Genomic DNA, 13,157 nt, shown 5'->3' on the forward strand with positions numbered 1-13,157 from the left:
TGGGGTGACCCGGGGAGAGCAGGGGGTGTGGGGGGGGGCCCTGGGGGGGGAAAGAGAAAAAGGGGGTCTCTTTGGTTTGGATTGGGGGGGGGCCGCCCCCCCACGCCTCCGCCGGGGGCGAGCCCCCGGACCCCCGCGTGTGGTTGCGTTTTCGGGGTTCGTCCATTTTGGATCGGCTACAGCAGGCGGCGTTGGAGGACGTCGGCCATTACTGTCTCGATCAGTTTTTCCAGCTCTGCTGGGTCGGGGAGGGTTTTTGGTTGGCGGCCTGCGAAGAGCAGGTGGCTTGCGCCGATCAGGGACAGGGACAGGGAGTCCACCTTGGCGTCTGCTGCGATGCGGCCTTGGGCGCGTTCTGCTGTCAGGTAGGTCGTCAGCATCTCCCTTGCTTCTGTTAGGAACGGCAGTCCGTTGTCGTTTGGGCGGCGTAGGCGGGTGCGGAGCTCGTCTCGGATGAAGACCAGGCTTGTCAGCGCGATGGAGACCGGGTCGAACAGCTCGGTCAGGGCGTCTGTCAGGTTTGTTGAGACCGTGCGGGTTCCTGCTGATGCCTCCAGGAGTGCTGACTGGTCCGTCAGGCGGGTGATGCGGTCCTGGACCAGTTCGGCCAGGAACGCGTCGAAGTCCGTGAAGTGGCGGTGGAGCACGCCTTTTGCGACGTCTGCCTCCGTGGTGACTGCTCGGCTGGTCAGGGCGTTCGGGCCGTCGCGGAGGAGGATCCGCTCCGCCGCCTGGAACAGCTGCTGGCGGACGTCGCGCAGGTGGACACCGGTGGGCATGTCCTCATTCTCCGTTACGCCCCGGGCGAACGCTCGGGTGGTTGCCCGAGTGGGCGCTTGCCCATTAAAGTGGGCGCATGCCCACTCAACCTCATGAGGCGCGTGCCTTCGCTGAATCCTTCGGGGTCGACGCCGGACGCTACGACCGGGCTCGGCCCGAGTATCCCGCCGAACTGGTGGCCCGTGTGGTCGCCGCCAGTCCCGGCCCCGACTTCCTCGACGTCGGCTGTGGCACCGGGATCGTGGCGCGGCAGCTCGGTGCCGCGGGTCGCCGGGTGCTCGGGGTTGATCCCGATCCGCGGATGGCCGAGTTCGCGCGCGGCAGCGGTGTTGACGTCGAAGTCGCGAAGTTCGAGGACTGGGACAGTGCCGGGCGGACCTTCGACGCGGTCGTCGCCGGGCAGTCCTGGCACTGGGTCGATCCCGTCGCCGGCGCCGCCAAGGTGGCGGGCGTCCTGCGCCCGGGCGGGGTGCTCGCCCTCTTCGCGCACGTGTTCCAGCCGCCGGCCCCGGTCGCGGACGCCGTCGCCCAGGGGCTCCGGCGGGTGCGGCCCGAGTGGCCGCTCGCCGCGGAGCAGCGAAGTCCCGGCGAGCTCTACGAAGTCATGTTCACGAAATTCGCCGACGGCATCCGGGAGTCGGGACGCTTCGGTGAGCCCGAGCGGTGGTCGTTCGACTGGGCGCAGTCCTACACCCGCGACGAATGGCTGGACCTGCTGCCCACCACCGGCGGGCTGACGCGGCTCGAGCCCGAAGCGCTGGCGGACGTGCTTTCCGGCGTCGGCGCGGCGATCGACGCGCTCGGCGGTGGCTTCACGCTGCCGTACACCACGCTGGCGGTGGTCGCGCGGAAGTCTTGACAAAAAAAGTTGTCGGTGAGACCTTGGGGACCAGTCAGCCAGACCGAAGAACCTTCGGCCGATCCCCGGGAGTCCCCATGTCCTTCCAGGCCTACCTCGACAACGCCGAGAAGCAGACCGGCATCACCCCGCGTGCGTTCCTCGGCCTCGCGGCGGAGAAGAAGCTCACGAAGCACGGCGAGATCGTCTCGTGGCTGAAGACCGACCACGGCCTCGGACACGGCCACGCGACGGCGATCGCGCGGCTCGTCACCAAGGGCTCCGAGTTCGTCGCCGAGCACCACACCGACGGCGTGCTCCACCTCGACGGCATGGCCGCCCGGGCCTGACCCGGGCGGCCGGCGCCGGCTCAGGCGATCGGGCCGAGGTACGTGCCGCCGGAGACGTCCAAGGTGCGGCCGGTGATCCAACGGCCCCCCGGCCCGGCCAGGAACCCGACCACGTCGGCGACGTCCTCGGGTTCGCCGATCCGGCCCAGCGCGGTCATCGCGGTGAGCCCGGCGGCCGCCTCGGGGATCGCCAGCAGCGGCTCGGTCAGGTCGGTCCGGATCGGCCCGGGCGCGACGGTGTTGACCGTGATCCCGCGGCGGCCGAGCTCGTTCGCCAGGGTCGGCGCGAGCGCCTCGACCGCGGCTTTGCTGACGGTGTAGGCGATCTGGCTCTGCACCGCGATCCGCGAGGCCATCGAGCCGACGGTGACCACCCGGCCGCCGTCGTTCAGCAGCGGCATCAGCCGTTGGACCAGCAGCATCGGCGTCTTGACGTTGACGGCCAGGATCCGGTCCAGCTCCTCCTCGGTCACCTGGCCGATGGTGCTGTGCGAGCCGATGCCCGCGTTGTTCACCAGGATGTCCAGCCCGGTGGCGCCGAACGCTTCGGTGACCGCGTCGGCCAGCAGCTCGACGGCGCCGGGTTCCCCGAACCGGGCCGCTACGGCGAAAGCGCGCCCACCGGCGTCTTCGATCAGCGCGACGGTCTCCTTGGCGGCGACCTCGTTGCCGCCGTGGTGCACGGCGACCACGGCGCCGTCGGCGGCCAGCCGCCGGGCGACCGCGCGGCCGATCCCTCGCGAAGCCCCGGTCACCAAGGCGTTCTTCGTCATGTCCGGCTCCTCCGGGTCGGTGCCGGGCCGTGGTGGCCCGGCGCTGACCGAAGGTTTCCGCCCCACGCTGACCGGACGCGCACCGCTCGCGAACCGCCGCCGCGGCCGTCGGTCAGCGGCCCACCGCCGCCGCCGGCCGCGGGCTCGGGGGAGCGGGGACCGAGTGCCGCGGCAGGAAGGCGGCGACGGCCAGCGCGATCAGCGCCGCGGCCGAGCCCATCGCCAGCACCAACCGGAACCCGCCCTCCGACGGCAGGTCCACCGGTCCGAACCGGACGGTCAGCCGGGCCAACACCAACCCGGCCGTGGCGCTGGAAACCGACGTCCCGATCGACCGCATCAGCGTGTTGAGGCTGTTGGCCGCGGCGGTTTCCGACACCGGCACCGCCCCCATCACGAGCGCGGGCATCGCGCCGTACGCCAGCCCGATCCCCGCGCCGATGACGCTCGAGACCAGCACGAGGTGCCAGGTCGCGCTCATCAGGACGATCCCGAGGCCGTACCCGGCCGCGACGACGACCGCGCCGAGCATCAGCGTCGTCTTCGGGCCGCGGGTGCGGGAGATGCGCGCGGACACCGGGGCCAGCACCATCATCACCAGCCCGGACGGCGCCATCACCAGGCCCACCGTCAGCATCGACCGGCCGAGGCCGTAGCCGGTGGCCGCCGGCAGCTGCAGCAGCTGCGGCAGGACCAGCGACATCGCGAACATCGCGAAGCCGAACACCGCGGACGCGATGTTGGTCAGCAGCACCTGGCGCCGCGCCGTGGTCCGCAGGTCCACCAGCGGCTGCCGGGTCCGCAGCTCCCAGCGTCCCCACAGCAGCAGGACGACCACCGCCGCGGCGAACAGGCCCAGCGTCGCCGCGCTGCCCCAGCCCCAGTCGGCGCCCTTCGAGATCGCCAGCAGCAGGCACACCAGCGCGATCGAAAGCCCCGCCGCGCCAGGGACGTCGAAGCGGCCGCCGGTGCGCACCGGCGACTCGGGCACAAGCGCGACGACCAGGGCGGTGACGACCAGGCCGAGCCCGGCCGAGGTCCAGAAGAGCACGTGCCAGTCGGCGTTTTCGGCGAGCAGCGCCGCCGCGGGCAGGCCCAGCGCGCCGCCGACCCCGAGCGACGCGCTCATCAGCGCCGTCGCGGAGCCGAGCCGTTCGGCCGGCAGCTCGTCCCGCATGATGCTGATCCCGAGCGGGATCACGCCCGCGGCGAGGCCCTGCAGCGTCCGCCCGGCGACCATCGGCACGAGCGTGTCCGAGAGCGCGCCGATCGCCGAGCCGGCGACCAGCGCGCCGAGGCTGATCAGCAGCATCCGCCGCTTGCCGTACATGTCGCCGAGCCGGCCCATGGTCGGGGTCGCCACCGCGCCCGCGAGCAGGGTCGCGGTGATGGCCCAGGTCGCGTCCGCGGCGGAGGCGTGCAGCAGCCCCGGCAGGGCCGGGATCAGCGGGATCACCAGCGTCTGCATCAGCGAGACGGTGATGCCCGCGAGCGCGAGGACCGCGACGACGAGGTTCCCGCGCGAGGAGGCCTCTCTCGCGGGAGTGGATGGGTCGAGCACGGGGAGGTCCTCCGGATGTCCGAATTAAAGCAGTCGCTTGACTTAGCGTAGCAGTCGTGGGTTGACTGATCACGAACTGACGGCCACCGCGGAGGAACGATGACGAGCACCGCCGAGACCCCCGAGTTCCCGATGACCCGCGCCGCCGGCTGCCCGTTCGACCCGCCGCCCGCGGCCCGCGCGCTGCAGGGCGAAACACCCCTCGCCCGGGTCCGGTTGTGGGACGGCAGCACGCCGTGGCTGGTGACCCGGCACGCCGACCAGCGCACGCTGCTGGCCGATCCGCGCGTCAGCGCCGACATCACCCGTCCCGGCTACCCGAGCCCGGCGCCGCTGCCGAAGGGCGGCACCGGCATCAGCTTCATCCTGATGGACAACCCCGAGCACGCGCGGCTGCGCAAGATGGTGACGGCGCCGTTCACGATCCGCCGCGTCGAGGCGATGCGCCCGGCGGTGCAGAAGATCGTCGACGACCTCCTCGACGAGCTGCTGGCCGGGCCGAAGCCGGTCGACCTCGTCGAGGCGTTCGCGCTGCCGGTGCCGTCACTGGTGATCTGCGAGCTGCTCGGCGTCCCGTACGCCGACCACGGCTTCTTCCAGGACAACAGCAAGGTCATCATCCGGCGGGACGCGAAGCCCGAGGAGCGGGCCGCCGGCCACCAGGCGCTCGTCGGCTACCTCGACCGGCTGGTCGGCGAGAAGCTCGAGCGCCCCGCCGACGACCTGCTTTCGGGTCTCGCCGCCCGGGTCCACGCGGGCGAGCTGACCCGGCTGGAGGCCGCGCAGATGGGCGTCCTCCTGCTCATCGCCGGCCACGAGACGACGGCGAACATGATCGCGCTCGGCACGCTGGCCCTGCTGGAGCACCCGGACCAGCTGGCGCTGCTGCGGGAGTCCGACGACCCCGCGCTGGTCCGGTCCGCGGTCGAGGAACTGTTGCGGTACTTGAACATCACGCACAACGGACGCCGCCGCGTGGCCTTGGAGGACATCGAAGTCGACGGCCACGTGATCCGCGCGGGCGAGGGCCTGATCCTGGCCAACGACGTCGCGAACCGCGACCCGGCGGTGTTCCCGGACGGAGACCGCCTCGACCTGAACCGCGACGCGCGTCGTCACGTCGCGTTCGGGTTCGGCATCCACCAGTGCCTCGGCCAGCCGCTCGCCCGGCTCGAGCTGCAGGTCGTCTACAGCACGCTGTACCGGCGGATCCCGACCCTCGCGCTGGCGACGGAGGTCGAGCGGATCCCGTTCAAGCACGACGGGTCGGTGTATGGGGTTTACGAGCTGCCCGTCACCTGGTGAAGCGGGTCAGACGCTGCGCAGCACCGAAACGACCGTGCCGAGGATCGTGGCGCGGTCGCCGTCGATGACGTCGTACGCCGGGTTGCGGGGCTCGAGGTAGACGTGGCCGTTGCGGCGGCGGTACACCTTCACCGTCGCCTCTTCGTCGATCATCGCCGCGACGATCTGTCCCGAGTGGGCCTCGGCCTGCTGCTTCACCACGACGATGTCGCCGTCGCAGATGGCGGCGTCGATCATCGAGTCGCCGCGGACGCGCAGGCCGAAGACCGTGCCGCGGCCGGTGAGGTCGCGGGGCAGCTTGAGGACGTCGTCGACGTGCTCGACCGCCGAAATCGGGGTGCCGGCGGCGATGTCGCCGACCACGGGCACCGGGACCGAGTCGCCGTCCTCGGCCGCGGCGGGGCCGTGCAGGAACGCACGCACGTCGATCGGGCGGGACACCGTGGCGCCGCGGCGCAGGAAACCCTTGTCCTCCAGGCTCGCCAGGTGCTTCGACACCGACGACGTCGACAGCAGGCCGACGGCCTCGCCGATCTCGCGCGTGCTGGGGGAGTAGCCGTGCCGGACCACCCAGTCCCGGATCGCGACCAGGATCCGCTGCTGCCGCTCCGGCAGGGCCGAGGCGTCGAGGTGGTCGAAGGTGTCGTCGTAGGTGGTCACCGGCCGAATCCTAGAGGCATCCGCCCCGCGCGCCGCCGCCTGGCCCCGGCGTGTCGGTCCCGCTCACCGGAACATCGGGTGACGGTTGGCGTCTTACCAACATGAACCCGCACTTTGCCATCTGTTGACCTGAGTCTCGATCGGACGTATGGTCTAGACCACAATTTTCCTTCGCTCGAACCCCTTCCCGCGAGCGGCAGGCCTCTTACCGGGGCCGCGGCCGTGATTTCGCCGTGCCCGGCGGCGGGAAGCGAGCCTGTCCCCGAAGGAGCTGGTATGAAAGCGAACCGGAAGCTGGTCGCGGTCGCCGCGGGTGCTCTCCTCGCCCCGGTGCTGGTGGTGCTCAACCCCGCCGGGATCGCGAGCGCGCACGGCTACGTGAACTCCCCGGCCAGCCGTCAGGCGCAGTGTGCCCAGGGCACGGTGTCCTGTGGCCAGATCACGTACGAGCCGCAGAGCGTCGAAGGGCCGAAGGGCCTGAAGTCCTGCAACGGCGGGCTCGCGCAGTTCGCGGAGCTCAACGACAACAACAAGGGCTGGCACGCCACGCCGATCGGCGCCAACGCGACCTTCACGTGGACCTTCACCGCGCGCCACAAGACGTCGAACTACGAGTACTGGATCGGCAACGACAAGGTCGCCGACATCAGCGGCAACAACGAGCAGCCGCCGGAAACCGTTTCGCACCAGGTCGACCTGTCCGGCCACACCGGACGGCAGACGGTGCTGGCCGTGTGGAACATCGCCGACACGGCGAACGCCTTCTACTCCTGCATCGACCTGCAGGTCGGCTGAGCCCCGGCCGCCCGGGAGCGCGCGGCTCCCGGGCGGCCGGCACCTCCCCCTTCGCCGGACACCCACCACCATGCCCGGCCGACCGTGGCCCGATCTTGGGTGTAGCTTGAATCGCCAGGTCACCTCGGGGGAGGAGAGTGCGCGATGGCGGTGGCGTTCACCCTGCTGGGCGCGGTCGGGGCGGCGGTCGACGGCCGCCCCGTAGAGCTCGGTCACGCCCGGCAGCGCTGGGTCCTGGCGGCCCTGCTCGCCGACGCCAACCAGCCGGTCTCGGTCGAGCAGCTGATCGAACGCGTCTGGGGCGACCGGCCGCCGCACCGGGCGCGAAACACCTTGTACAGCTACCTGTCCCGGCTGCGGAGCTCCCTGCCCGGGCCCGTCATCGAGCGGTCCGCCGGGGGTTACCGCCTGCGCGTCGACCCGGAGCTGGTGGACCTGCACCGCTTCCGCCGGCTGGCCACGCGGGCTCGCGCCGCGGAGGACGCCGACGCCGCCGCGCTGTTCGAGCAGGCACTCGAGCTCTGGCACGACGGCCCGCTCGCCGACCTGGACACGCCGTGGGCGCGGGACCTGCGCCAGGCCCTGGAGGCCGACCACCTCGCCGTGGAGCTGGACCACGCCGACCTGCGGCTGCGCCGGGGCGAGCACGCCGAGCTGCTCCCCGGCCTGACGGCGCGGACCCGTTCGCACCCGCTCGACGAACGCCTGGCCGGTCAGCTCATGGTCGTGCTGTACCGCTGCGGCCGCCAGGCCGACGCCCTGCGGCACTTCGAGCAGACCCGGCAGCGGCTCGCCGGCGACCTCGGCGCCGATCCCAGCCCGCCGCTGAGCGAGCTGCACCGGCGAATCCTCCGCGGGGACCCGGAGCTGACCACGCCCGCCCGGCCGGACACCGGCGTCGTGCCGCACTCGCTGCCGCCCGCGCCGGGGTCGTTCGTCGGCCGGGCGGACGAGCTGGCCGCGCTCGACGCCGCGGCCGGCATCGGGTCCGGGCAGGGCCGGACGGTGCAGATCTCCGCCCTCGCCGGCGCCGGCGGGATCGGCAAGACCTGGCTGGCGCTGCACTGGGCGCACCTGCGCCGCGACGAGTTCCCCGACGGCCGGCTGTTCGCCGACCTCCACGGGTTCTCGCCCGCGAGCGACCCGGTGGAGCCGGCGGTCGTGGTGCGCGGCTTCCTCGACACGCTGGGCGTCGACCCCGACCGCATCCCGGCCGACCCCGAGGCCCAGGCGGCGTTGTACCGCAAGACGGTCGAGGGCAAGCGGATGCTGATCGTGCTGGACAACGCCGGTGGCCCCGAGCAGGTGATCCCGCTGCTGCCCGGCGGTTCGGCCGGCACGGTCGTCGTGACCGGACGGCGGCACTTCGCCACGCTGATCACCCGCTACGGCGCCCGCCACCTCCAGCTGGACACGCTGACCCGGGACGAAGCGCACCGCCTGCTGGTGGAGCGGCTCGGCGAGGCGCGCGTCGCGGCAGAGTCCGAGGCGACCGACGAGCTGATCGGGCTGTGCGGCCGGTATCCACTGGCCCTGGCGATCGTGAGCCGCCACGCCCAGACCCGGCCGCACATCCCGCTGGCCGAGTTCGCCGCCGAGATGCGCGAGCTGGGCCTGCACGCGCTCGACGACGACGAACCGACGATCAGCCTGCCCACGGTCCTGTCCTGGTCACTGCGCGGGCTGAGCGACGAGCAGCGGACCGTCTTCGCGCTCCTGGGCATCGCGCCCGGGCGCGACATCGGCCTGCCCGCGGCGGCCGCGCTCACCGGGCTGCCGCCCCGGCGGGCGGCGAAGGTCCTCGGCACGCTGGAGGAGGCGTCCCTGCTGACGCGCCGCCCGGGCGCCCGCTACACGATGCACGACCTGGTCCGCGACTACGCCGCCGGCCGCGAGCTCGACGCCGACGTCCGGGAGGCGGCGCTGCGACGGGTGCTCGACTTCTACACCCACACCGCGTACGCGGCCGACAGCCTGGTCGACCCGCACCGCCCGCCCATGCGGCCCCCGTCGGCCGCGCCCGGCGCCGAACCGGAGCCGCTGCGCGACGACCAGGCGGCGATGGCGTGGTTCGAGCGTGAGCACGGCAACCTGCTGGCCGCGCAGCAGACGGCGGTGTCACTCGGCCTGCCGCACACGGTGTGGCACCTGGCCTGGGCGTTGCACACGTTCCACCTCTGGCGCGGCCACCGCCACGACCGCCTGGCGGTCTGGCGCGCGGCCCTCGACGCGGCCCCCGACCCGGCCGCCCGGACCCGGGCGCACCGCCTCTTGGGCGACGCGTACGTCAACCTGGGCCGGACCGAGGAAGCGATCGGGCACCTGAGCCAGGCGCTGGAACTGGCGAAGCAGCACGACGACCACACGGAACAGGCGCTCGCCCACCACGTCCTGTCCTGGGCGGTGGCGGGTCAGGGCGACGGGCAGCGGGCGTACGAACACGCCGCCCAGACCCTTTCGCTCTTTCGCCCGGCGGCGCAGCCGGTGTGGGTGGCCCGCGCGTTGAACCACGCGGGCTGGTTCGCCGCCCGCATCGGCGACTTCGACACCGCGCGTGCCCACTGTGAAGCCGCGTTGCCGTACTACGAGGACCACGAGGACAGCAACGGCAAGGCGAACGCCGTGGACAGCCTCGGTTACATCGAGCACCACACGGGCCACCACGAGCGCGCGATCGGGTACTACGAGCAGGCGCTCGCCCTGCGGCGGGACCGCACGAACCTGTTCCAGGTGGCGGAGACCCTGGAGGGGCTCGGCCATCCACACGCGGCGCTGGGCAATCGTGACGTGGCTCGGACCGCGTGGGGGGAGGCGCTCGAGCTTTTTCGCGGGCAGGGCCGTGACGAGGACGCGGAACGGCTGCGGCAGCTTCTGGACGACCTCGAGCCGTAGCTCACAACGGGTGAGGGATTTCTTGCGCGTGGGGATCGGACGGCGGCTGATCGAGCACCGTGCGGCCGGAGGGCACCGCGGTCAGCGGCTTGCCCGATTCGACGATGTGCGCTCGGACAGCGTTCACGAACTTCAACCGATCGGCGTCCATCAGGTCAAGGACGGGCGTCCACACCGAATCCTCGGTGATTTCACCGCGGTTGATCCGATCGTTCTGGATCCAGAAAGTCTTGTCGATGTTCAATGCCTCTTCGACGACTTCCGCCTCGCCGACCAGCCAGACGGCCGCGAGCGCCTGGTTCCAGGTGACCCACTCGACCGGGGGTGCCCCGCCGCCACTTGGCCGCGAGTGCGTGGCTGATTCGTGTCGCTTCGGCGAGAACGCCGGCACACGTGTCGATCTGCTTCGTCCGATTCCACTGTCTTCGCTGGGTTCGGCCGGTCAAGGCCGAACCGGCGAACACACCGATCAACGTGATCAGCGCACGCGCTGCGCTGGAGGTCGCGATCTGCCACTGGAAGGGCATAGTCCCTCGCATCCGGTCGCGATGTCCCCGGCCGGGTCACCGACGTGGGGTGATCCGGGACGGCTCGGGCTGACCTACCATTCTGCGCGGCCTACAACCGTTTCGCCGAGCGGAACTCCTGCGCGAACTTGCTCTCACCATCAAGCGAAGACGCACCAAAACTGGGCCCATCAGCGGCTTTCCGGCTGGACAGCACCCGCCGATGACCATCGCCGTCGACCCCAAGATAGATGCCCACCTGCGACACCTCACCCTTCGGCGCCGGCGCGAAGAACAGCAGATCCCCAGGCTGCAGTCGCGAGTAACCAGTCGCCGGGCGGTGAGCGTCCGGCACGACCGCGGTCCCCGGGCCCGACGCCGACATCGTGACGGCTTCCCGAGGCAGTCCGCTGCCCCGCACCGGGAATCCCTCCCGATAGCCGTACACCAGCCGGACGAACCCGGCGCTGTCGAGCGTGCCGGAGCCGTGGAGATAACGGTCGAAGTCCGCGTTGTCGGCGAACGCGGCGTCGCCTGCGATGCGGACGCCGGCCGGGTCGAAAACCGTTGGTGCGCCTTCGATGTACTGCAGCGCGACGCCGAGGACGTCGGGCGTGGTACTCCCGAGCGCGCCCGCCAGCCACGGGCCGAACCACGGCGCCCGCTCGGCTCCCGCGGTCCACGGCTGGGGTGCGAGCCGGACCCACGCCGTGCTCGTCACCGCCGCCGACGGGAAGCTCGGTTCACGGAACACCCGCGCCGGGCCGGTCAGCACCACCGTGCGCGCGCCGTCGGTCATCGTCGCCAGCACCGCGCCGCCGGGGGTCGTCAGGACCGTCCGCGGCGGGTCGGTGAGGCGGGCGAACCGGTGGGTGCCGCCCATCGGCGTCGCGCCGGCGGTCGCGGCCACGGCGGTGATCGCCAGCTCGTCCTGCTCCTGGCGCGCGTAGTACACCGACGCCGTCCCGGACACCACGATCACCGTGGCCAGCACCAGAACCCGCCCGAACCTGCGCCACATGCGCTTCCCTCCACTCACACCGTCGGGACGAGGCCGATCAGGGCGCCGCTGGCGAGCACCGCGTAGCTGACGACGCTCACCCCGCCGGTCGCCAGCAGCGTCGCGCCGGGCGGCTGGCGCACCAGCTGGTAGGCGATGAGCCCCGGCACCACGAACCCGAGCGTCTGGTGCACGAACAGCAGCGGGAACCCAGCCTGCAGGAACACGACCAGCGACACCTGCAGCACGACCCCGAGCAGCACCACCGCCGCGAAGAGCCGCTTGCCGTACAGGATCACCAGGCGCTGCAGCACTTTGGTGCCGCCGTAGGTCAGCGCCGTCATGAACACGATGACCGCGGCACGCCGGTAGTCCTCGACGAGCGTCAGCGCCAGCCAGCCGGGGGTGATCATGCCGCCGGGGGACAGGTTCGTCGTGAGGTAGCAGACCAGGGACAGCAGCAGGCCGATGGCCAGGCCGATCGTGGCGATCTCGGGGGCCAGCCCGATGGTGTTCACGACTGACCGGCCGGCAGCTTCGCGAGCTCCTCGACGAGCAGCTCACCCTGACCGTGGATGTTGCCGATGGCGACGACGGACAGCTCGCCGTCCTGGCCGGCGAGCAGCTCCCGCACCAGCTCCCCGGCGGGCCGGTGGCCACCGAGGTCGATCACCCGGTCGTGCCACCCGTCCGGGATGGCGACGCGGGCGCTGCGCGTCGGCTCGCCGATCAGCAGCACCCGTTCGGGCGCGATCGACGGCACCAGCGCGCCCATCTGGCCGTTGCGCTCCACGCGGTCCGGGCGGCAGTTGATGACGACGTGCAGCGGGTCGCCGATGGCGCGCTGCCCGCGCAGCTGCTCGATGTTCATCAGCGTCGACTCCGGGTCGTTGGCGGCGAAGACGTTCGCGAACCGCAGCCGCCCGCGTGCGGACCGGTAGTGGTGCACGCGCAGCACCCCCGGATCGGGCGGGGCCGCCCACATGCCCTCGAGCGCGAGCTGCCGCGGCACGCTCAGCCGGTCCGCCACGGCGAGCGCGATGGCGACGTTCTCCTTGAACGTGATCCAGGTGAACCCGCTCAGCTCGGCGTCGGTCACCGACTCCGGGTCGACGACGACGAGCTCGCAGTCGCGCCGGGCGGCCTCCTCGCGCAGGATCGCCAGCCGCTCGCGCTCGGCCGTGACGCACACCCCGCCCACCGGCATCGACCGGCACAGCGAGCGGGCGACGTCGTCGAGCGTCGGCCCCATCTCGGCCAGATGGTCCTCGCGGACGTTGCACAGCACGCCGATCGTGGACTGGATCAGCTTCTCCTGGTTGAGCTCCTGCAGGTCCGGCTGGACGGCCATGCACTCGATCACCAGCGCGTTCGGCCGGTGCGCGGCGGCGCGGCGGACGATGGCGAGCTGCTCGACGACGTTGGCGAGGCCGAACTTGCGGTAGACGGGTTCCTCGCTGCCGTCGGGGTGGATGAACCGGGCCGCGGTGCCGGTGGTCTTCGCCGCGGTCACGATGCCACCCGCGCGCAGGGCGCCGGCGCACAGCCGGGTGATGGAGCTCTTGCCGCGGATGCCGTTGACCAGCAAGCGGTGCGGGATCGACCGCAGGTGCGCGTAGTGGTGACGCTGTTCGACGATCCCGCCGGCGAGCAGCCCGCCCGCGCCGAGCAGCAGGACGCAGTAGAGGAAGACCATG

General features: G+C 71.9%; 13 protein-coding genes. 5 read left to right on the forward strand and 8 right to left on the reverse strand.

What is annotated here, in order from left to right:
- Positions 1-176: 176 nt before the first annotated feature.
- Positions 177-779 (reverse strand): TetR/AcrR family transcriptional regulator, encoded by a 603-nt coding sequence (locus ACZ63J_RS38150; protein WP_465407226.1) that lies wholly within the window; start codon positions 777-779, stop codon positions 177-179.
- Between the two features lie 77 nt (positions 780-856).
- Between ACZ63J_RS38150 and ACZ63J_RS38155 the strand changes: the two genes are divergently transcribed.
- Entirely contained in the window at positions 857-1,639 is a 783-nt protein-coding gene (locus tag ACZ63J_RS38155; RefSeq protein WP_465407224.1) for a class I SAM-dependent methyltransferase, read from the forward strand.
- 77 nt (positions 1,640-1,716) lie between these two features.
- On the forward strand, positions 1,717-1,968 hold the full coding sequence (locus ACZ63J_RS38160; protein WP_465407223.1) for a DUF4287 domain-containing protein: 252 nt from the start codon (positions 1,717-1,719) through the stop codon (positions 1,966-1,968).
- A 20-nt stretch (positions 1,969-1,988) separates the two neighbouring features.
- On the opposite strand, the gene ACZ63J_RS38165 is transcribed toward ACZ63J_RS38160, so the two are convergent.
- Positions 1,989-2,741 carry an SDR family NAD(P)-dependent oxidoreductase gene (locus tag ACZ63J_RS38165; protein ID WP_465407221.1) on the reverse strand — a complete coding sequence of 251 codons (753 nt, stop codon included), beginning with the start codon at positions 2,739-2,741 and terminating at the stop codon, positions 1,989-1,991.
- A 112-nt stretch (positions 2,742-2,853) separates the two neighbouring features.
- Positions 2,854-4,302, reverse strand: a complete 1,449-nt coding sequence (locus tag ACZ63J_RS38170; RefSeq protein WP_465407219.1) for an MFS transporter — start codon at positions 4,300-4,302, stop codon at positions 2,854-2,856.
- A 99-nt stretch (positions 4,303-4,401) separates the two neighbouring features.
- Here ACZ63J_RS38170 and ACZ63J_RS38175 point away from each other — a divergent pair, with 99 nt between their 5' ends.
- Positions 4,402-5,607: a cytochrome P450 gene (locus ACZ63J_RS38175; protein WP_465407217.1), complete on the forward strand. Its 1,206-nt coding sequence runs from the start codon at positions 4,402-4,404 to the stop codon at positions 5,605-5,607.
- Positions 5,608-5,613: 6 nt separating this feature from the next.
- Here ACZ63J_RS38175 and lexA read toward each other — a convergent pair whose 3' ends face one another.
- Complete coding sequence (gene lexA, locus ACZ63J_RS38180) at positions 5,614-6,267, reverse strand: transcriptional repressor LexA (RefSeq protein ID WP_465305697.1); 654 nt, start codon at positions 6,265-6,267, stop codon at positions 5,614-5,616.
- Positions 6,268-6,543: 276 nt separating this feature from the next.
- On the opposite strand from lexA, the gene ACZ63J_RS38185 reads away from it, so the two are divergent.
- Both ACZ63J_RS38185 and ACZ63J_RS38190 read left to right on the forward strand, forming a co-directional pair.
- Positions 6,544-7,062 carry a lytic polysaccharide monooxygenase auxiliary activity family 9 protein gene (locus ACZ63J_RS38185; protein WP_465305695.1) on the forward strand — a complete coding sequence of 173 codons (519 nt, stop codon included), beginning with the start codon at positions 6,544-6,546 and terminating at the stop codon, positions 7,060-7,062.
- A gap of 144 nt (positions 7,063-7,206) precedes the next feature.
- Complete coding sequence (locus ACZ63J_RS38190; RefSeq protein WP_465407215.1) at positions 7,207-9,954, forward strand: AfsR/SARP family transcriptional regulator; 2,748 nt, start codon at positions 7,207-7,209, stop codon at positions 9,952-9,954.
- Position 9,955: 1 nt separating this feature from the next.
- On the opposite strand, the gene ACZ63J_RS38195 is transcribed toward ACZ63J_RS38190, so the two are convergent.
- The 4 genes from ACZ63J_RS38195 to pgsB all read right to left on the reverse strand — a co-directional run bounded on the left by ACZ63J_RS38195 (position 9,956) and on the right by pgsB (position 13,156).
- Entirely contained in the window at positions 9,956-10,345 is a 390-nt protein-coding gene (locus ACZ63J_RS38195) for a hypothetical protein (protein WP_465407213.1), read from the reverse strand.
- A gap of 227 nt (positions 10,346-10,572) precedes the next feature.
- The gene (locus ACZ63J_RS38200; RefSeq protein WP_465407211.1) at positions 10,573-11,481 is read right to left on the reverse strand and encodes a hypothetical protein; all 909 of its coding nucleotides are present in this window, start codon (positions 11,479-11,481) and stop codon (positions 10,573-10,575) included.
- Between the two features lie 14 nt (positions 11,482-11,495).
- Entirely contained in the window at positions 11,496-11,978 is a 483-nt protein-coding gene (locus tag ACZ63J_RS38205) for a poly-gamma-glutamate biosynthesis protein PgsC/CapC (RefSeq protein ID WP_465305687.1), read from the reverse strand.
- Positions 11,975-13,156 (reverse strand): poly-gamma-glutamate synthase PgsB, encoded by a 1,182-nt coding sequence (gene pgsB / locus ACZ63J_RS38210; protein WP_465407210.1) that lies wholly within the window; start codon positions 13,154-13,156, stop codon positions 11,975-11,977. Before pgsB ends, ACZ63J_RS38205 begins: the two co-directional genes overlap by 4 nt.
- Position 13,157 lies beyond the last annotated feature (1 nt).

The organism is Amycolatopsis sp. NPDC104863 (genome assembly GCF_055582965.1).

Coding starts and splice junctions, on each gene's coding strand:
- ACZ63J_RS38150 (WP_465407226.1), bottom strand. CDS start 779: ATGCCCACCGGTGTCCACCTGCGCGACGTCCGCCAGCAGCTGTTCCAG.
- ACZ63J_RS38155 (WP_465407224.1), top strand. CDS start 857: ATGCCCACTCAACCTCATGAGGCGCGTGCCTTCGCTGAATCCTTCGGG.
- ACZ63J_RS38160 (WP_465407223.1), top strand. CDS start 1,717: ATGTCCTTCCAGGCCTACCTCGACAACGCCGAGAAGCAGACCGGCATC.
- ACZ63J_RS38165 (WP_465407221.1), bottom strand. CDS start 2,741: ATGACGAAGAACGCCTTGGTGACCGGGGCTTCGCGAGGGATCGGCCGC.
- ACZ63J_RS38175 (WP_465407217.1), top strand. CDS start 4,402: ATGACGAGCACCGCCGAGACCCCCGAGTTCCCGATGACCCGCGCCGCC.
- ACZ63J_RS38185 (WP_465305695.1), top strand. CDS start 6,544: ATGAAAGCGAACCGGAAGCTGGTCGCGGTCGCCGCGGGTGCTCTCCTC.
- ACZ63J_RS38190 (WP_465407215.1), top strand. CDS start 7,207: ATGGCGGTGGCGTTCACCCTGCTGGGCGCGGTCGGGGCGGCGGTCGAC.
- ACZ63J_RS38200 (WP_465407211.1), bottom strand. CDS start 11,481: ATGTGGCGCAGGTTCGGGCGGGTTCTGGTGCTGGCCACGGTGATCGTG.
- pgsB (WP_465407210.1), bottom strand. CDS start 13,156: ATGGTCTTCCTCTACTGCGTCCTGCTGCTCGGCGCGGGCGGGCTGCTC.